Raw genomic sequence first — 18656 nt, 5'->3', positions numbered from 1 at the left:
ACTGCAGCCGCCGCGGGGATTTCAGGGATGCGCGGCTTGCCAGGCGCGGGGATCGGTCAGGAAGCTTTCGACTTCGGTGAGCGTCGCCTCGTCATAGAAGCCTTGCGCCTTGGCTTCGGCCAGCACGTCCCACCAGGTGCAGAGATAGTGCAGCCGGACGCCATGGTCGGCCAGGCGCTGCGTGGTTTCGGGGAAGATGCCGTAATAGAAGATCACCGCCGTATCGGCGCAGGTCGCGCCGGTCTCGCGGATCGCATCGACGAAGCTCAGCTTCGAGCCGCCGTCGGTGGTCAGGTCCTCGACCAGCAGCACCCGCTGGCCCTCGGTCATGGCGCCTTCGATCCGCGCGTTGCGGCCGTAGCCCTTGGGCTTCTTGCGCACATAGGTCATCGGCAGTTCCAGCCGCTCGGCCACGAAGGCGGCGAAGGGGATGCCCGCCGTCTCGCCGCCGGCGACATTGTCGAAGGCGGCAAAGCCCGCTTCGCGCAGCACGGTCGCCGCCAGGAAATCCATCAGCGTCGAGCGGATGCGCGGAAAGCTGATCAGCTTGCGGCAGTCGATATAGGTCGGTCCCTTCAGCCCCGAGGCATAGGTAAAGGGCTCGGCCGCGTTGAAGTGCACCGCCTTGATCTCCAGCAGCATGCGGGCGGTCAGCCGGGCGATTTCCTCATGCGGAGGGAAGGGCAGGGTCATGCGGGGTCCTCAACGTGCCAGTAGAGCGGGAAGCCGGGGTCGAAGACGGTGACGGTTTCGTCGCCGGCGGCGATATGGGTCGGATATTCGGCGGGCGTGTCGCGCCGGACCAGCCGGATGCGGTCCTGGTTCGGCTCCATGCCGTAGAAGGCGGCGCCGTTGAGCGAGGCGAAGCCTTCGAGCCGGTCGAGCGCGCCTTCCTCCTCGAAGACCTGCGCCAGGATGGACATGGTGTTCGGCGCGGTGAAGCAGCCGGCGCAGCCGCAGGCCGCTTCCTTGGCGCGGTCGGGATGCGGCGCCGAGTCGGTGCCGAGGAAGAAGCGCCCATCGCCCGAGACCGCCGCTTTGCGCAGCGCCAGCCGGTGGGTTTCGCGCTTGGCGACCGGCAGGCAGTAGTAATGCGGCCGGATGCCGCCCGCCAGGATGTGGTTGCGGTTGATGACCAGGTGGTGGGTGGTGATGGTCGCGCCGATATCGTCGTTGGCGGCGACATAATCCACGCCGTCCGACGTGGTGATATGTTCCATCACCACGCGCAGGCCGGGCGTGGCGCGGCGGATCGGGTCCAGCACGCGGTCGATGAACGCCGCCTCGCGGTCGAAGATGTCCACCGCCGGATCGGTGACCTCGCCATGGAAGAGCAGCGGGATGCCGGCTTCGGCCATGGCTTCCAGCACGCCTCGCACCTTGTCGAAGTCGCGCACGCCCGAGGCCGAATTGGTGGTCGCCCCGGCCGGATAAAGCTTGACGGCCGAGATGATTCCCCCGGCATGGGCGGCCACCACATCGGCCGGATCGGTGGTTTCGGTCAGGTAGAGCGTCATCAATGGACGCAACGTCACTTTCGGACCCAGCGCGGCCCGGATCCGGTCGCGATAGGCGGCCGCCTGCGCCCCCGTCACCACGGGCGGCACCAGGTTCGGCATGATGATCGCCCGGCCAAAATGGCCGGAAAATGAAGCCACTGCCTGCAGCATGGCGCCATCGCGCAGGTGCAGGTGCCAGTCGTCGGGGCGTCGGAGCGTCACGGATTTGGTCATGATTTTTCCTGTATACCGGGTGCGGCAGCAAGGCCATAGGGCAAAGATCCGTCCCAGCCGGCCTCTTGGCATTTCGTCGCCATGGGCGCAGCCTCTCTCGCCTGTTGTTCGCGCAAAGGGAATTCGTGTGATGGGTTTCGGAATGATGAACTACTCGGCCATGCAGGCGCCGCTGATGCTGTGGCAGCAGATGGCGCGCATGGCCTGGGAATCGCAGATGGTCATTGCCTTGCGGACGGCGGGCATGATGGGCCTTTTGCGACAGGACGCAGCCGAACCGCAGCGCATGGTGATCGAAAAGGCCGATGCCGCCTCCGAGGCGCTGCATGCCGCGTTGCGCGCGGCCGGGCGGGGCGAGCGGGCCGATCGGGTCATGGCGGCGGCGCTGCGGCCCTATCGCAGGCGCACCCGCGCGAACGTGCGGCGCCTGTCGGGCAAGGACTGAAGGCGCCTGCCGCGGCCCTGGGCCGGATGTGAAAACGCGCCCCCGTTTACCGGGGGCGCGTTTCGCTTTTCACGTCCGAGTCACGGGGCTCAGATCAGCTTGCCCATGGCGACCGCGGTGTCGGACATGCGGTTCGAGAAGCCCCACTCGTTGTCATACCAGGTCAGGATGCGGCAAAGCCGGCCCTCCATCACCTTGGTCTGGTCCATGTGGAAGACCGAGCTGTGCGAATCGTGGTTGAAGTCCGAGGAAACCAGCGGCTCGTCGGTATAGCCTAGGATGCCCTTCAGCGAACCGTTGGCGGCGGTGCGGATCGCTTCGTTGATCTCTTCGACCGAGGTGTCGCGGGCGGCTTCGAAGACCAGGTCCACGACCGAGACGTTCGGGGTCGGCACGCGGATCGCGACGCCGTCCAGCCTGCCCTTGAGCTCCGGCAGCACCAGGCCCACGGCCTTGGCCGCGCCGGTCGAGGTCGGGATCATCGATAGCGCCGCGGCGCGGGCGCGATACAGATCCTTGTGCATGGTGTCCAGCGTCGGCTGGTCGCCGGTATAGCTGTGGATCGTGGTCATGAAGCCGCGGGCGATGCCGATGCTGTCGTTGAGCACCTTGGCGACGGGCGACAGGCAATTGGTGGTGCAGCTGGCGTTCGAGACGACGATGTCGTCCTTGGTCAGCGTGTCGTGGTTCACGCCATAGACGATGGTCTTGTCGGCATTGTCGCCGGGGGCCGAGATCAGCACGCGCTTGGCTCCGGTCGACAGGTGCGGCTGCACCTTTTCCTTGGAGGCGAAGATGCCGGTGCATTCCATGATCACGTCGATGTCGCCCCAGGGCAGTTCGGCCGGGTTGCGGATCGCGGTGACCTTGATCGGGCCGCGGCCGACATCGATCGAGTCGTCGGTCACCTTGACCTCGGCGGGGAAGCGGCCGTGGACCGAATCGTAGCGCAGCAGATGCGCATTGGTCTCGACCGGGCCGAGGTCGTTGATCGCCACGACCTCGATATCATTGCGTCCCGATTCGATGATCGCGCGCAGCACGTTCCGACCGATCCGGCCAAAGCCGTTGATCGCTACCTTTACAGCCATAGGTTTCCTCCGCCGCTGATGATGTTCCGCGCTGCAAATAGCCCGCATCGCCGGGGGAATGCAAATGCCTGAAACCCCTTGGGGCGGAAACTCGGCCAAAAGACCGATGTTAGCGGTGCAATTGCGGCATATCGACGCGGGTGGGCCATCCGGGCGACGGTGCAGGGCCCGGGCCGGGGCATAATTCGCTGCGATGGGTGCCGGATGCGGGCGAATCGCGCAGGCAGTGGGGTCAGCGCCAGAAGCTGAGAAACTCGATCAGGCTGGCGAACTGCTTGCCCAGAAACACCGGCAGGCCCCAATGCAGCAACAGGGCATCCGCCGCGAACAGTCCCAGGATGAAAAGGCCTAGCGTGAGCGCGATCTGATTTGTCATACCGTCCGTCCCGGGGCTGCCTTGCTTGCGTCGCGATGCGCCGTTCCGCCCCTTGCTAGGGCAGAGCCCGGGTCCGGGCAAGGCATTGCGCCTTTCCCCGCCTTGCACGAGGTTGCCATGCGCCGTCCTGCTGCGGCGTCTTTGCCGCACATCCGTTCCGGTCCTGCGTTGCCGGGTTCGGGGGGCGGGCCGGGGGGAGCCGGTTGCCCGACCCGCCGGATCAGCCGGTCGGGCTTTCCGTTTCCGCCTCCTCTTCCTCGGGTTCCTGCGCGATAAGGAACAGGTCGCCCGCCGCTTCCATGCGGCGGATGGTGATCACCACCTGGTCCATGGCCTCTTCGGCGTCCCGGGTCGAGACCTTGCCCAGTCCCTCCATCTCTTCGCGCATCGATTCGGCCAGGCGGGGCGAGATGCCGCCCAGCAGGAAGTCCACGGTTTCGCGCGACGGGCCGCGGGCGCCGGCCAGCGCCTTGAGCAGCACGGGGTTGTCCACCTCGCGCATGATGCGGGGGATGTCGCGCGCGTCGATGCGGCGGGGGATATGCGCCCAGGTGAAGATGGTCTTGCGCACCTCGCCCGCGAAGACGGCATCGTCGTCGTCCAGCCCGGCCAGCACGCTGTCGCGCATGCCGGAGGGCGAGAAGTTCAGGATCGCACCGACCTTTTCACCCGCCTTGCCCTCCAGCGGCGGTTGCGGAACGGCGGCGGCCGCCTGGATCAATGCCCTGCCGATGCGCCGCAGCGCCTCGGTTCCGATGCCGCCCGTCAGCGACATCGCATAGGCGATCTGGCGGGCGCGTTCCTTTTCGAGCAGGCCGAACACCTCGGCCGCGCGCGGCACCGGCAGTTTCGAGAACATCACCGCCGCGATCTCGATCGCTTCGGTCCTGGCCAGCTCGGCCAGCAGGCCCGGCGCCATGGCCGCGATGCTGTCCCACGGATCGCCGGCGCCGTTCAGCGCCGCCAGGCGCCGCAACTCGTCGGTGGTGTCGGGGGAAAGGTGGCCGTCGAGCAGGTTCAGCGTGCCGTCGATATCGCCCGGAAAGGACAGGCTGATCGCCTCCAGCCGGTCGCAGAACTCGGAGACGATGGCATTGCGCGTCTCGCGGTCGACGACGCCCATCAGCGCCATTTCCTGCGCCAGTTCGGTCTGCAATTCCGGCGGCAGCCGGGCCAGGTCGATGTCCCCGCCCTCGGCCAGCACCAGCCGCACGATCACCGCCGCCTTCTGCCGCGGACTGAGCCCCGCCGTCGCCCCGAGCGCCGGAACACCCATGGATTGCCCCCGATTCCCAACTTTCCGGGGGCAATCTGGCAGGGAAAAGCGAACAGGCGGTTAATGCGCGCCGTTTTCGCCGAAGACCCGGGCGAAAATCGTGTCCACATGCTTGGTGTGATAGCCCAGGTCGAATTTCTCCTCGATCTCGGCGGGCGAAAGCGCGGCCGTCACCTCGGCATCGGCCAGCAGCTCGGTCTTGAAGTCGGCGCCCTGTTCCCAGACCTTCATGGCGTTGCGCTGCACCAGGCGATAGGCGTCCTCGCGGCTGACGCCGGCCTGGGTCAGGGCCAGAAGCACGCGCTGGGACATGACCAGGCCCTTGAACTTGTTCATGTTCTTCAGCATGTTCTCGGGGTAGACCACCAGCTTTTCGATCACGCCCGCCAGGCGGTTCAGGGCGAAGTCCAGGGTGATCGTCGCGTCCGGCGCGATGCCGCGTTCGACCGAGGAATGGCTGATGTCGCGTTCATGCCACAGCGCCACGTTCTCCATCGCCGGGACCACCGCCATGCGCACCAGGCGGGCGAGGCCGGTCAGGTTCTCGGTCAGCACCGGGTTGCGCTTGTGGGGCATGGCCGAGCTGCCCTTCTGGCCGGGGCTGAAATATTCCTCGGCCTCCAGCACTTCGGTGCGCTGCATGTGGCGGATCTCGATGGCGATGTTCTCGATCGAGCTGGCGATGACGCCCAGCGTGGCAAAGAACATCGCGTGGCGGTCGCGCGGGATGACCTGGGTGCTGATCGGTTCGGGGGAGAGGCCCATCTTCGCGCAGACATGTTCCTCGACGCGGGGGTCGATATTGGCGAAGGTGCCGACCGCGCCCGAGATGGCGCCGGTCGCGACCTCGTCGCGGGCGCGTTCCAGCCGTTCGCGGCCGCGCGCCATCTCGGCGTAGAAGCGGGCGAAGGTCAGGCCCATGGTGGTCGGCTCGGCATGGATGCCGTGGCTGCGGCCGATGCGGACGGTGTTCTTGTGCTCGTAGGCGCGTTTCTTCAGCGCGGCCAGCACCTTGTCCATGTCGGCCAGCAGGATGTCGGCGGCCCGCACCAGCTGGACGTTCAGCGTGGTGTCCAGCACGTCCGAGCTGGTCATGCCCTGATGGACGAAGCGCGCCTCTTCGGCGCCGATATGCTCGGCCAGATGGGTCAGGAAGGCGATGACGTCGTGCTTGGTCACGGCCTCGATCTCGTCGATGCGGGCGACGTCGAACTCGACGTCCCTGGCCTTCCAGACCGCTTCGGCGTTCTCGCGCGGGATCACGCCCAGGTCGGCCTGGGCGTCGCAGGCATGGGCCTCGATCTCATACCAGATCCGGAACCTGGTCTCGGGCGACCAGATGGCGGTCATTTCGGGGCGGGCATAGCGCGGGATCATCGGGGGCTCCTGTGTTTGCGGGGGTTCTAGTCGCTTGCCTCACGTCCCGCAACCGCGCCGGCATCATCGCGGGGCAGAGGCCCTTGCCGGGCGCGGCATCCGGCAGGCGGATCGCGAGGGAAGGCCCCCTTCGCGCCGAAAGGCCCCGCCCAAAGGGAAAGCCGCCCCGTGGGGCGGCTTTCCCGTGTCACTGTCCCTGCCGTGGATCAGCAGCTGTAATACATCGCGTACTCGATGGGGTGCGGGGTATGCTCGTAGGCATAGACCTCTTCCCATTTCAGCTTGATGTAGCCTTCCAGCTGGTCGCGGGTGAAGACGTCGCCGGCCAGCAGGAAGTCCATGTCCTTCTCCAGCTCCTCCAGCGCCTCGCGCAGCGAGCCGCAGACGGTCGGGATCTCGGCCAGTTCCTCGGGCGGCAGGTCGTAGAGGTCCTTGTCCGAGGCCGGGCCCGGGTCGATCTTGTTCTTGATGCCGTCGAGGCCCGCCATCAGCAGCGCGGCAAAGGCCAGGTAGGGGTTCGCGGCCGGATCGGGGAAACGGGCCTCGACGCGCTTGGCCTTCGGCGACTCGGTCCACGGGATCCGCACGCAGCCCGAGCGGTTGCGGGCCGAATAGGCGCGCAGCACCGGGGCCTCGAAGCCGGGGATCAGGCGCTTGTAGCTGTTGGTCGCCGGGTTGGTCAGCGCATTGAGCGCCTTGGCGTGCTTGAGGATGCCGCCGATGAACCACAGCGCCTCTTGCGACAGGTCGGCATATTTGTCGCCGGCGAACAGCGGCTTGCCGTCCTTCCAGATCGACATGTTCACATGCATCCCCGAGCCGTTGTCGCCCTTCATCGGCTTCGGCATGAAGGTCGCGGTCTTGCCATAGGCGGCGGCGACGTTGTGGATGACGTATTTGTATTTCTGGATGTTGTCGGCCTGCTCGACCAGCCCGCCGAAGATCATGCCAAGCTCGTGCTGGGCGGTGGCGACCTCGTGGTGGTGCTTGTCGACCTTGATCCCCATGCGCTTCATGGTCGAGAGCATCTCGCCGCGGATGTCCTGGGCCGCATCGACCGGGTTCACCGGGAAATAGCCGCCCTTGTGGGCCGCGCGATGGGCGAGGTTGCCGTCCTCGTAGACGGTGTCGGTGTTCCAGGCGGCATCGACCGAGTCGATCTCGAAGCCGACCTTCTGCGGCGTCACCGAATAGCGGACGTCGTCGAAAAGGAAGAACTCCGCCTCGGGGCCGAAATAGGAGATGTCGCCGATGCCCGAGGATTTCAGATAGGCCTCGGCCTTCAGCGCGGTGCCGCGCGGGTCGCGGGCATAGGGCTCGCCGGTGTCGGGCTCGACCACGTTGCAATGCACGCAAAGCGTCTTTTCGGCATAGAACGGGTCGATATAGGCCGAGGATGCGTCCGGCATCAGCTTCATGTCGGACTGGTCGATGGATTTCCAGCCGGCGATCGAGGAGCCGTCGAACATGAAGCCTTCCTCGAAGAAGTCCTCGTCCACCAGATCGGCGACCAGCGTCACATGCTGCAGCTTGCCCTTGGGATCGGTGAAGCGGACGTCGACATATTCGACTTCCTCGGCCTTCATCAGATCCAGAACGTCCTTGACTGTCATTGGGATCCTTCCTCCATCAGTCTGCCCGGCGCCGCCGCCGGGCATGGGTCATTGGTTCATGGTGCGGGTGGGCGGGATCAGACCGCGTCGTCGCCGGTCTCGCCGGTGCGGATGCGGATGGCCTGTTCGACCGGCAGGATGAAGATCTTGCCGTCGCCGATCTTCTCGGTGCGCGCGGCCGAGATGATGGCGTCGACGGCGGCTTCGACCAGGTCGTCGGGCAGCACCATCTCGATCTTCACCTTGGGCAGGAAGTCCACCACGTATTCCGCGCCGCGATAAAGCTCGGTATGGCCCTTCTGCCGGCCGAAGCCCTTGACCTCGGTGACCGAGAGGCCCTGGACGCCGACTTCCTGAAGGGCCTCTTTCACATCGTCCAGTTTGAAGGGCTTGATGATGGCTTCGACTTTCTTCATCGCCTGATCCTTCTCTCGCGACTTGCCTGCGACCTGATTGGCGGGTTTGATGATGCGCGTCCATGCGGCTTGATGGGGAAAGCGGCATGCAGACAGCGAATCGCGGGCATGTGCCCGAATATTATGCAGGTTGCCTGAATTATGTGCGATGAAGCGGCCCAGAGGCGCGAAATCCTGACGACTCGGCAGATGCGTGCGGTCGAGGGCGCCGCCATCGGCAGCGGCAGCGTCACCGGGTCGGCGCTGATGGAGCGGGCCGGCGCGGGCGTCCTGTGCGAGATGCTGGCGCTGTGGCCCGAGTTCGAGCGGCCGGGGCATGCGGTGATTCTCTGCGGTCCCGGCAACAACGGCGGCGACGGCTATGTGGTGGCGCGACTCCTGGCCGAGCGCGGCTGGCAGGTGCGGCTGGCGGCGCTGGCACCGCCCGCGACGCCCGATGCGCAGGTCGCCGCCGCCTGCTGGCAGGGCGCGGTGGCGACGCTGTCCGATCTCGGCCCCGAGGATTTCCCGCCCGGCTCGCTCTGCATCGATGCGCTGTTCGGCACCGGGCTGGTGCGGCCGCTGGCGCCCGGCATCGCTGCGCCCTTGCGGCTGGCGGCGGCACAGGGCTGCCGCATCGTCGCGATCGACATTCTCAGCGGGCTTTGCGCCGACAGCGGCCGGGTTCTCGGCGGGCTCGACCTGCCCCGGGCGGCGCTGACCGTCAGTTTCCAACGCGCCAAGCTGGGTCATGTCCTGGCGCAGGGCGGGAATCTGAGCGGCGTGCTGCGCATCGTCGACATCGGCATCGACGGCTGGATGGCGGCGGCGGGCGTTCCCGCGCGTTTCGCCGGGCCGGTGCCCGCGCTCGCCAAGCGGGCCGGCCATAAATACGACCATGGCCATGCGCTGGTCCTGGGCGGCGGACCGGGGCAGGGCGGAGCGGCGCGATTGACGGCGCGGGCGGCGCTGCGCATCGGTGCCGGGCTGGTGACGCTGGCCTGTCCGCCCGAAGCGCTGCCGGAAAACGCCGCAAGGCTGGATGCGGTGATGCTGCGCCCCGTCGCCGACCGCGCCGGGCTGGAGCATCTGCTGGAGAATCCGCGCTTCAACGCGCTGGGCCTCGGGCCCGGACTGGGGCTTGACCGGGCGCGGGATCTGGTGCCCGCCGTGCTGGCCTCGGGCCGGGCGGCGCTGCTTGATGCCGATGCGCTGACCGCCTTTGCCGATGCGCCCGAGGCGCTGTTCGCCGCGCTGCATCCGGGGGCGGTGCTGACCCCGCATGGCGGCGAATTCGCCCGGCTGTTTCCCGATCTGGCGCAGCGGCTGGCCACCCCGGCCGAGACGGGTCCGGCCTTTTCGCGGCTGGACGCGGCGCGGCAGGCGGCCGAGCGGGCGGGCTGCGTGGTGCTGCTCAAGGGGCCGGACACGGTGATCGCCGCGCCGGGCGGCGAGGCGCGCGTCGCCGCCGCCGTGGGCGAGGCGCAAGCGCCATGGCTGGCGACGGCGGGCGCGGGCGACGTGCTGTCGGGCATCGTCACCGGGTTGCTGGCGCGCGGCTTCGCGCCGCTGGAGGCCGCCGCGACCGGCGCCTGGCTGCATGCCGAGGCGGCGCGCGATTTCGGCCCCGGCCTGATCGCCGAAGACCTGCCCGAGCGGATTCCGGCGGTGCTGCGGGCTTTGGGCTGCTGAACTTTCCGCTCGCAAGCCGCCGAGGGCTTTGCTAAGAGGGGCGCCGATCCCTCGCCGCCTCGTGGCTGATGCGGATCGGCATGCGGGTGTGGCGAAATTGGCAGACGCACCAGATTTAGGTTCTGGCGCCGCAAGGCGTGGGGGTTCAAGTCCCTCCACCCGCACCATTCAGTAAAACCAAGGGCTTGGACTGAAACGACGCTGCGCGGTCCTAGGGATTCGCGGCGGAAACAGCGATTTCCCAACCGCTCCCCCGCGCCCTCTATTCGTCCCGCCGCGGCGAAGCCCCTTGTGCCCGTGATGGGGCAGCCCGCGGGCAGGGACGCCCGTCCAGCCCGCCCCCGGATCAACCGCCGCGCATGCGCCGCAGGTAGCGGGCAGAAGCGTCCCGCCGACAAGCGCGCCGACCGCCGGGGCGCGTGGCCGGGTTTCCCAGACGTCCCGCTTCGGGTCGGAACAGGGCTGCGGAAAGGGGCCGCAACCAGGAGGTGTTCGGTGAATCCGCCGCCCGCTTCGGAATAAATCATTGAATATCAATTGATTGAATGGTGATTTGTGAGGGGCTGTTAACCTATCCTAAAGGGTAGCTGGCCGAAACCGAACAGATCGTTTTAATTGTATCTCATTAAGCAATCTCTATTGTTGGTTGGTGAGTGATGTTGGTGAATGGCAAGGCCACGCATGCTACGGGCATGCATTATCCCCATGGCGACAATGGCAGCCTGACCTTTCTGCAGGTCTCGGGGATCGGGGTCGGCGGACAGGGCTTTTCGGGCTCGGTGGCCGACTGGTGCGAGCAGGGCTTTTCGATCTGTGAAAGCTACCTGATCGAGGCGCAGAACCTCTTCGTGGAAGGCGATCCCTCGGGGTTCCTGGCCATGGCCGAGGCGCAGTTCGACGCCGAGCTTGTCGATGAGGTGCTGCTCCATGCCAACGCCCTGCTGAAGGGCGTGGCCTTTTGCCGCCTGGCAGGGCGGCTGCAACTGGCCGAGACGGGCGATGCCCCTCTTGGCCTGAACTGGACGGCCATCGCCAACCTTTGGTGCGCGATGGAGACGACCAAGGGCGACATGCGCATGCCGCGCCTGGCGCCGGAATTCGAACGGCGGATGCGCGGCGCGATGCGGCTGTCCTGAGCGGGCCCGCAGGCATCGGAATGCTTGGATCGCCGGCTGGTTTTGGCTATGACGGCGCTCCAGTCAGCAGAGGATGCCGCCCGTGGACGCAACCGACCGCATTGCCCGCACCATCGCCGCCGAGATCAGCGCCAGCCCCACCCAGGTCGCTGCGGCCTCGGCCTTGCTGGACGGGGGTGCGACCGTGCCCTTCGTCGCGCGCTATCGCAAGGAGGTGACGGGCGGGCTGGACGACACGCAGCTGCGCACGCTGTCGGAACGGCTGGCCTATCTGCGCGAACTCGAGGCGCGGCGGGTCTCGATCCTCGAATCGATCAAGGGGCAGGGCAAGCTGACCGACGAACTGGCCCGCGCCATCGCCGGGGCCGGGACCAAGGCCACGCTCGAGGACATCTACCTGCCCTTCAAGCCCAAGCGCCGCACCAAGGCGATGATCGCCCGGGAAAACGGGCTGGAGCCGCTGTTGCGTGCCATCCAGGAAAACCGTGCCGCCGAACCCGAGGCGCTGGCGGCGGGCTATCTGGCCGAGGCGGTGCCGGACGTGAAATCGGCGCTGGACGGCGCGCGCGACATCCTGGTCGAGGAACTGTCCGAGAATGCGGCGCTGCTGGGCCGGCTGCGCGAATTCATGCAGGCCGAGGCGATCATCTCGGCCAAGGTGGTGCCGGGCAAGGAGCAGGTCGGCGCCAAGTTCAGCGACTATTTCGACCAGTCCGAGAAATGGGCGAGCATCCCGGCGCATCGCGCGCTGGCGATCCTGCGCGGCGCCAAGGAAGAGGTGCTGACCATCGAGATCGCGCCCGAGCCGGAAACCGGCGCGGCGCGGGCCGAGGGCATCGTCGCCTCGGCGCTGGGACGGCTGGGCGATCAGCCGGGCGACCGCTGGCTGCGCAAGGTGGCGGGCTGGTGCTGGCGGGTGCGGCTGTCGAACACCATGTATATCGACCTGCTGACCGAGCTGCGCGCGCGCGCCCATGCCGAGGCGATCCGGGTTTTCGCCCGCAATCTCAAGGATCTGCTGCTGGCCTCGCCCGCCGGCCCGCGCCCGACCATCGGGCTGGACCCCGGCATCCGCACCGGGGTCAAGCTGGCGGCGGTGGACGGCACCGGCAAGCTGGTCGAGACGGCGACGCTGTATCCCTTTCCGCCGAGATCCGACCTGCGCGGGGCCGAGGCCGCGCTGGCCGCCGCCATCGTCAAGCACGGGATCGAGCTGATCGCCATCGGCAACGGCACCGCCAGCCGCGAGACCGAGCGCTTCGTGGCCGAGGTGCTCAAGCGCCTGCCCGAAGGCGTGAAGCAGCCCGTGAAAGTAATCGTCAGCGAGGCCGGCGCCTCGGTCTATTCCGCCTCGGAACTGGCGGCCAAGGAGTTTCCCGGCCTCGACGTGTCCTTGCGCGGCGCGGTCTCCATCGCCCGGCGCCTGCAGGACCCGCTGGCCGAACTGGTCAAGGTGCCGCCCGAATCGATCGGCGTCGGCCAATACCAGCACGACGTGGACCAGCGCCAACTGGCCAGGACGCTGGAGGCGGTGGTCGAGGACGCGGTGAACGCGGTGGGGGTGGACCTGAACACCGCCTCGGCGCCCTTGCTGGCGCATGTCGCGGGGCTGGGTCCGTCGCTGGCGCAGAACATCGTTGCCTGGCGCGACGAGAACGGCGCCTTCCCGTCGCGCGCTGCGCTGAAGAAGGTCGGCGGCCTCGGCCCGCGCGCCTTCGAGCAATGCGCGGGCTTCCTGCGCATCCGCGATGGCAAGGAGCCGCTGGACGCCTCCTCGGTCCACCCCGAGGCTTACGGCGTCGCGCGCAGGATCGTCGCCGCCTGCGGCCGCGACATCCGCCAGATCATGGGCGACGGCGCGGCGCTGAAGGGCATCCGCGCGGAAGCCTTCGTCGATGAGCATTTCGGCCTGCCCACCATCCGCGACATCCTGTCCGAACTGGAAAAGCCCGGCCGCGACCCGCGCCCGAGCTTCGTCACGGCAAGCTTCGCCGAGGGGGTCGAAGCGATCGGCGATCTGCGTCCCGGCATGGCGCTGGAGGGCACGGTGACGAATGTCGCGGCCTTCGGCGCCTTCGTCGATATCGGCGTGCATCAGGACGGGCTGGTGCATATCAGCCAGCTTGCCGACCGTTTCGTCAAGGACCCGAACGAGGTGGTGAAGGTCGGCGACGTGGTCAAGGTGCGGGTGACCGAGGTGGACGTGGCGCGCAAGCGCATCGGCCTGACCATGCGCAAGGACGGCGGCGCCTCGGCCCGCGACGCGCAGAAAGAGCGCGGCCCCAAGGCCCAGCCGGCACGCGGCCCGAAATCCGCCGCACCCGCTGGAAAGGAGCAGCCCGGCGCATTGGGCGCGGCGCTGCTGAACGCGCTGCGAAAGAACTGAGGCGGGCTCCATCCGTCGCCGAACCTTCCCCAGGGGGAACATCGGGCAGGTCGCAGGGCGAAAGCGTCAGGGCACCAGCAGCGCCGCGCGGAACTCGGGATCCGAAAGCACCACCTCCTTGGTGCCCAGCTCCGCCGCCCGCCGCAGCGCGCGCGAGGTCTGGACCTGCGCGAATTCGACCGCCTGGGCAAGGCCGCGCCCCTGGCCAAGCGCGGCGGCGATCAGCCCTGCGAACAGATCCCCGGTCCCGGCCAGCGCCACCGGCAGGTGCGGTGTCGGGTGCCGCGTCAGCCCCTGCGGCCCCAGGATCACGCTTTCCAGCATCCCGGGCGCCGTCTCGCGCAGCTTGCAGCCGGTGACGATCAGCTGCGCCTCGGGCGCCATGCGCAGGGCCAGCGCGGCGCGGTGGACATCGGCCAGCTCCGCGATGGGCTGGCCGGTCAGCCAGGCGACCTCGAACGGGTTGGGCGAGGCGATGTCGGCCATGGGCAGCAGCCGGTCGCGGAAGGTGTCGGCGATCTCCTGCGGCACATAAAGCCCCGGCTGCTCGTCGCCCAGCACCGGATCGCAGTAATAGCGCAGGCGCGGGTTCGCCGCCTTGGCGCGGGCGACGAAATCGGCCGTCAGCTGTGCCACCTCGACCGAGCCGATATAGCCGGTCAGCAGGAAATCCGCGCGTTCCGGCAACCCGCGGTCCCAGGCGCCCAGCAACAGCTCGGCAAAGAAATCGCCCGGCAGCGGCCGGCCGCGCAGGGTCGGATAATCGGGGGTATTGGAAAAGATCACCGTCGGGATCGGCGCCACCTCCAGCCCTGCTGCCAGCATCGGGAACACCGCCGCCGAATTGCCGACATGACCCATGACCACCTGGCTCTGGATCGAGATCACCAGCGGGCGGGTCATGCGCTGCCCTCCAGCCGCTTCGACCAGTCCTCGACCCGGCCGCTTTCCAGCCGGCGGACGGCATAGCGCCGCCAGCCCTCGGCCAGGATGTCCAGCGCGGCGATGCCCTGCAACTCGCCAAGGTTCAGCCGGTCCACGTAGAGCGCATGCCAAAGCCGGCGCAGCGTCCAGTCCGGTGCCACGCGGTCGACCAGTTCCAGCCGGTCGCCGGGCGCGACGATCCCCGGCTCCAGCACGCGGTAGTACCAGCCGGTGCGGCCGCTCTCCTGAACGCGTCGCGCCATGGTTTCGACCCCGAAGCGGCGGTTCAGCTTCCAGCAGGGCTGGCGCCCCTGCGACACCTGCACCAGGGCGGAACCGAGCCGGAAGATGTCGCCCACCGCCACATCCGCCTCGGTCAGCCCCCGGGTCGAGATGTTCTCGCCAAAGGCGCCGGGCGCATCCAGCAACCCCCTGATTTCTCTGTTCTCCAAATACTCCACGGGGGTCCGGGGGTGTGAAACCCCCGGCGGTTCCGCCGGGCGCAGCAGCCCAAGCTCTTCGCGCCACGCCGCATAATGGTCGAAGGGATAGTGATGCACGGCCTTTTCCGGCCCGCCATGCACGCGGCGGTCGGCCTGCTCGTCGCCCGAAAACCCCTCGGGACCAAGGGCCAGCGGGCGATCCACCGGGCGCTTGTCGATGCCGCTTTTCTGGTCGCTTCCGGGCAGCGGGGCGGCCTTGCCCGTCAACAGGATGATCTCCGCCATGGCTTCCCTCTGTTCGCGCGTCGCACCCAGATTAGCCAAAGCCCCGGCAGGCTCAAGGGAGCGGGACGGGGGCCGGGCGGCCATGGCGCCGCCCGAACCATGGGCAGCGCCGCCCGCGACTGCCCGCCAATCGCGCAAAACCGGGACGGGCCGGGTCGCGTGCGGCGGGATGCGTTGCGGGCGCGGGGTTCCGGTGGCACCTGCTGGGACGGGAGAGAGCAGGAAGCAGATGGACAAGCGCCTTTCGATCGTCGTCATCGAATCCGACCCGGAGCGCGCCGCCCCGATCGTGGACGGGCTGCGCGAGATCGGCGACCACGACATCCGCATCATCTCGGAAGAAACCGGCCTCGCGCGCCACATCGCCGAATGCCGGCCCGACATCGTGCTGATCGACCTGGCCAATCCCTCGCGCGACGTGCTCGAAGAGCTGGCGCTGGCCTCGGGCCCGACCGAGCGGCCGGTGGCGATGTTCGTGGACCGCTCGGATGAGCATCTGACGCGCGCTGCGGTCGAGGCGGGGATATCGGCCTATGTCGTGGACGGGCTGCGTCCCGACCGGATCAAGCCGGTGCTGGATGCGGCCATCGCACGCTTTCACATGTTCCAGCGCATGCGGGCCGAACTGGCCGCGACCCGCGCGGCATTGGAGGAGCGCAAGGTGATCGACCGCGCCAAGGCCGTGCTGATGAAGGCGCGCGGCATCGACGAAGAGGCCGCCTATGCGCTGTTGCGCAAGACGGCGATGGACCAGGGCAAGCGCGTGGCCGAGATCGCGCAACAGCTGGTCCTTGCCGCGGGGTTGCTCTCATGCCGTTGACGCCCCTGCGCCTGGGCTATGTGCCGCTGATCGACGCCGCGCCGCTGATCGTGGCGCGCGAGCTGGGCTTTGCCGCCGAGGAGGGGCTGGAGTTCCAGCTTCTGCGCCTGGGCGCCTGGGCGCAGGCCCGCGACATGCTGGGTGCCGGGCTGATCGAGGCGGCGCATATGCTGGTGCCGATGCCGGTCGCGCAGGCGCTGGGGCTTGGCCCGGCGCTGCCCGACCTGGACCTGGTGATGTTCCTGTCCCAGGGCGGGCAGGCGGTTGCGGTCAGCGCCGCGCTGGCCGCAAGGATGCGCGAACAGGGCCATGATTTCGACTTTCGCGATGCCCGCAAGGCCGCCCGCGCGCTGCATCGCGCCGCTCCTGACCGGCTGCGCGTCGGCGTGCCGTTCCATTTCTCGACGCAGCTGGAACTGATCCGCCACTGGCTCGGTGCCTGCGGCCCCGGCCCGGCGCTGGAGGTCGTGACCGTGCCGCCGCCGCTGATGGCCGAATCCATGGCCGCGGGCGAGGTCGATGCCTTCTGCGTCGGCGAGCCCTGGGCATCGAGCGCGGTGGACCGGGGCCTTGCCGCGCTGCTCTTGCCCGGCACGGCGATCTGGGCCTCGCCGCCGGAAAAGGGGCTGGTGCTGCGCCGCGACTTCACCGAAGGCCAGCCGCAGGTGACGGGTGCGCTGATGCGGGCCGTCTGGCGTGCCGGGCGCTGGCTGGACGAGCCCGAGAACCGCGATACCGCCGCCGAGATCCTGTCGCGGCGCGAATATCTGGACCTGCCGGCGGAACTGGCCGAGCGCGGCTTGACCGGGCGGTTGCAGGTCACGCCCTCGGGCGAGATCCGCCATGTGCCGGACTTCATCGCCTTCCACGCCGGCGCGGCGAATTTTCCCTGGAAAAGCCTGGCCGCATTCTTTGCGCAGCGCATCGCCCTGCGCCACGGGCTGGAACCGGGACCGGCGATGGAAAAGGCGATGGCGCATTTCCGCACCGATCTTTACCGCCAGCACCTGCGTGCGGCGGGGGCGGCCTTGCCCGGCGCCTCGGCCCGGCTGGAGGGCGCACTGGCGCAGGACCGCGAGGTCGCGGCCGAAAAGGGCCAGATGATTCTGCGCGCCGATGCCTTCTTCGACGGCACCATCTTCGAACCACCCTTCGCCGGCTGAGCGTTTTGCAGGCAGGCCGGGCGCGGGGCTGCCCGGCTTTCGGGCGGAGCCGGCGGAGGATGCTGCGATGCCGCATCAAGGCTTGATCCGGGCTGCGTCCTGACCCAGTCTGATCCCATGGCCCGGCGCAACGGCGCGCCACCGGCCCGCTCGCAATGATGCGGCACGGATTCCCGCGACGATGCGGAAATCCTCTCCTCCGAAAGCGCAATCCCGCTGCGGCCTTCCGCCGCCCGTCCGCGCTTTCCGACAGCCTTCGCCATCAGCAACGCATCGGAGCCACCATGCCCGCCGTTCCCCCCGTTCCGCCATCCGAGGCCAGCCGCGCGCTGGGCCTCTCGACCTTCGCCTTTACCATCTGCTTCGCCGTCTGGACGATCTTCTCGATCATCGGCCTGCAGATCCGCGAGCAGCTTTCCCTGACCGAAACCCAGTTCGGCCTGCTGATCGGCCTGCCGATCCTGACCGGATCGCTGGTGCGCATCGGGCTGGGCGTGCTGACCGACCGGCTGGGCGGGCGGCTGGTCTATACGATGACCATGCTTTCCGCCGCCGTCGCGACGTTCCTTTTGTCCCTTGCTACGACCTGGCCGCAGATGCTGCTGGCGGCGCTGGGCGTCGGGCTGGCCGGCGGTTCCTTTGCCGTCGGCGTGGCCTATGTCTCGCGCTTCTATGCCGAGGGGCGGCAGGGCACGGCGTTGGGCATCTTCGGCACCGGCAATGTCGGGGCCGCCGTGACCAAGTTCGCCGCGCCCTTCGTCATGCTGGCGCTGGGCTGGCAGGCGACCGCGCAGATCTGGGCCGCCGCGCTGGTGCTGACCGCCGTGCTGTTCTGGCTGCTCAGCAAGGACGATCCCGTCACCGCCGCAGGGGCCGGCCGCAAGGCGCCGCTGCGTGCCGAGTTCGCGCCGCTGGGTCAGGTGCGGGTCTGGCGCTTCTCGGCCTATTACTTCTTCAGCTTCGGCGGGTTCGTGGCGCTGGCGCTGTGGCTGCCGCATTACCTGACGCAGGTCTATGGTTTCGGTGTCGGGACCGCCGGCATGATCGGCGCGGCCTATTCCATCCCCGGCTCGATCTTCCGCGCCTATGGCGGGGTGCTGTCCGACCGGATCGGGGCGCGGGCGGTGATGTATGCGACCTTCATCGTCTCGCTGGCCGCGACCGCCATCCTGTCGATCCCGGCGGGGGTGCCGGTGCCGGTCTTCCTGGCGGTGATTTTCGTCCTGGGCTTCTTCATGAGCCTGGGCAAGGCGGCCGTCTACAAGCACATCCCCAGCTATTACCCCGGCCATGTCGGCGCGGTCGGCGGGCTGGTCGGCATGATCGGCGGTCTGGGCGGCTTTGCCTTGCCGCTGCTCTTCGGCTGGCTGCGCGACCAGACCGGGCTGTGGTCCAGCTGCTTCATGGCGCTGTTCCTGCTGGTCGGGCTTTGCGCGCTGTGGATGCACGCCTCGATCCGCCAGATGGGCCGCGCGCCCCTGCAAGCCGCCTGAGAAAGGAG

Annotated in this window: 17 protein-coding genes and 1 tRNA gene; 8 read left to right on the top strand and 10 right to left on the bottom strand. The window is 68.2% G+C overall.

Translation table 11 applies throughout. From position 1 onward, the window contains the following. Window positions 1-21: 21 nt before the first annotated feature. Together BLT64_RS01715 and pyrC are read right to left on the bottom strand one after the other, a co-directional pair. Window positions 22-693: an orotate phosphoribosyltransferase gene (locus BLT64_RS01715; protein WP_011750693.1), complete on the bottom strand. Its 672-nt coding sequence runs from the start codon at window positions 691-693 to the stop codon at window positions 22-24. After that, window positions 690-1733, bottom strand: coding sequence for a dihydroorotase (gene pyrC, locus BLT64_RS01710; RefSeq protein WP_011750692.1), 1044 nt, complete (start codon window positions 1731-1733; stop codon window positions 690-692). The genes BLT64_RS01715 and pyrC overlap by 4 nt, the downstream gene beginning before the upstream one ends. 130 nt (window positions 1734-1863) lie before the next feature. Between pyrC and BLT64_RS01705 the strand changes: the two genes are divergently transcribed. Next, window positions 1864-2178, top strand: a complete 315-nt coding sequence (locus tag BLT64_RS01705) for a hypothetical protein (RefSeq protein ID WP_011750691.1) — start codon at window positions 1864-1866, stop codon at window positions 2176-2178. An 89-nt stretch (window positions 2179-2267) separates the two neighbouring features. Here BLT64_RS01705 and gap read toward each other — a convergent pair whose 3' ends face one another. From gap to BLT64_RS01680, 6 genes are all read right to left on the bottom strand, one after another. Beyond that, complete coding sequence (gap, locus tag BLT64_RS01700) at window positions 2268-3269, bottom strand: type I glyceraldehyde-3-phosphate dehydrogenase (protein WP_011750690.1); 1002 nt, start codon at window positions 3267-3269, stop codon at window positions 2268-2270. 232 nt (window positions 3270-3501) lie between these two features. Next, window positions 3502-3645 (bottom strand): hypothetical protein, encoded by a 144-nt coding sequence (locus BLT64_RS26740; RefSeq protein WP_041530485.1) that lies wholly within the window; start codon window positions 3643-3645, stop codon window positions 3502-3504. Window positions 3646-3865: 220 nt separating this feature from the next. Further along, the gene (locus BLT64_RS01695; protein ID WP_011750689.1) at window positions 3866-4921 is read right to left on the bottom strand and encodes a flagellar motor switch protein FliG; all 1056 of its coding nucleotides are present in this window, start codon (window positions 4919-4921) and stop codon (window positions 3866-3868) included. 60 nt (window positions 4922-4981) lie between these two features. Further along, window positions 4982-6298, bottom strand: a complete 1317-nt coding sequence (gene purB / locus BLT64_RS01690; RefSeq protein ID WP_011750688.1) for an adenylosuccinate lyase — start codon at window positions 6296-6298, stop codon at window positions 4982-4984. A 206-nt stretch (window positions 6299-6504) separates the two neighbouring features. Beyond that, on the bottom strand, window positions 6505-7911 hold the full coding sequence (gene glnA, locus BLT64_RS01685) for a type I glutamate--ammonia ligase (protein WP_011750687.1): 1407 nt from the start codon (window positions 7909-7911) through the stop codon (window positions 6505-6507). Window positions 7912-7988: 77 nt separating this feature from the next. Then, the gene (locus BLT64_RS01680) at window positions 7989-8327 is read right to left on the bottom strand and encodes a P-II family nitrogen regulator (protein WP_010398051.1); all 339 of its coding nucleotides are present in this window, start codon (window positions 8325-8327) and stop codon (window positions 7989-7991) included. Between the two features lie 141 nt (window positions 8328-8468). Between BLT64_RS01680 and BLT64_RS01675 the strand changes: the two genes are divergently transcribed. The 4 genes from BLT64_RS01675 (at window position 8469) to BLT64_RS01660 (ending at window position 13520) form a co-directional block, all read left to right on the top strand. Next, window positions 8469-9998: a bifunctional ADP-dependent NAD(P)H-hydrate dehydratase/NAD(P)H-hydrate epimerase gene (locus BLT64_RS01675; protein ID WP_011750686.1), complete on the top strand. Its 1530-nt coding sequence runs from the start codon at window positions 8469-8471 to the stop codon at window positions 9996-9998. Between the two features lie 82 nt (window positions 9999-10080). After that, window positions 10081-10165: transfer RNA gene (locus tag BLT64_RS01670), tRNA-Leu, on the top strand. Window positions 10166-10690: 525 nt separating this feature from the next. Then, on the top strand, window positions 10691-11134 hold the full coding sequence (locus BLT64_RS01665) for a hypothetical protein (protein WP_128493073.1): 444 nt from the start codon (window positions 10691-10693) through the stop codon (window positions 11132-11134). Between the two features lie 73 nt (window positions 11135-11207). Then, the gene (locus BLT64_RS01660) at window positions 11208-13520 is read left to right on the top strand and encodes a Tex family protein (RefSeq protein WP_011750684.1); all 2313 of its coding nucleotides are present in this window, start codon (window positions 11208-11210) and stop codon (window positions 13518-13520) included. A 66-nt stretch (window positions 13521-13586) separates the two neighbouring features. Here BLT64_RS01660 and pdxY read toward each other — a convergent pair whose 3' ends face one another. Then, complete coding sequence (gene pdxY / locus BLT64_RS01655; protein ID WP_011750683.1) at window positions 13587-14423, bottom strand: pyridoxal kinase; 837 nt, start codon at window positions 14421-14423, stop codon at window positions 13587-13589. Beyond that, window positions 14420-15172, bottom strand: a complete 753-nt coding sequence (locus BLT64_RS01650; protein ID WP_011750682.1) for an MOSC domain-containing protein — start codon at window positions 15170-15172, stop codon at window positions 14420-14422. The genes pdxY and BLT64_RS01650 overlap by 4 nt, the downstream gene beginning before the upstream one ends. A 229-nt stretch (window positions 15173-15401) precedes the next feature. Here BLT64_RS01650 and BLT64_RS01645 point away from each other — a divergent pair, with 229 nt between their 5' ends. From BLT64_RS01645 to BLT64_RS01635, 3 genes are all read left to right on the top strand, one after another. Continuing rightward, window positions 15402-15992 (top strand): ANTAR domain-containing response regulator, encoded by a 591-nt coding sequence (locus BLT64_RS01645; protein WP_011750681.1) that lies wholly within the window; start codon window positions 15402-15404, stop codon window positions 15990-15992. Beyond that, window positions 15983-17155 (top strand): CmpA/NrtA family ABC transporter substrate-binding protein, encoded by a 1173-nt coding sequence (locus BLT64_RS01640; RefSeq protein WP_011750680.1) that lies wholly within the window; start codon window positions 15983-15985, stop codon window positions 17153-17155. Before BLT64_RS01645 ends, BLT64_RS01640 begins: the two co-directional genes overlap by 10 nt. Window positions 17156-17439: 284 nt before the next feature. Continuing rightward, window positions 17440-18648 (top strand): MFS transporter, encoded by a 1209-nt coding sequence (locus BLT64_RS01635; RefSeq protein WP_011750679.1) that lies wholly within the window; start codon window positions 17440-17442, stop codon window positions 18646-18648. Window positions 18649-18656: the final 8 nt, after the last annotated feature.

Origin of the sequence: Paracoccus denitrificans (assembly GCF_900100045.1) — a bacterium.
GTDB lineage: Bacteria > Pseudomonadota > Alphaproteobacteria > Rhodobacterales > Rhodobacteraceae > Paracoccus > Paracoccus denitrificans.
The sequence above is the reverse complement of the archived record's forward strand: the minus strand, read 5'-3'. Positions and strand labels throughout refer to the sequence as shown.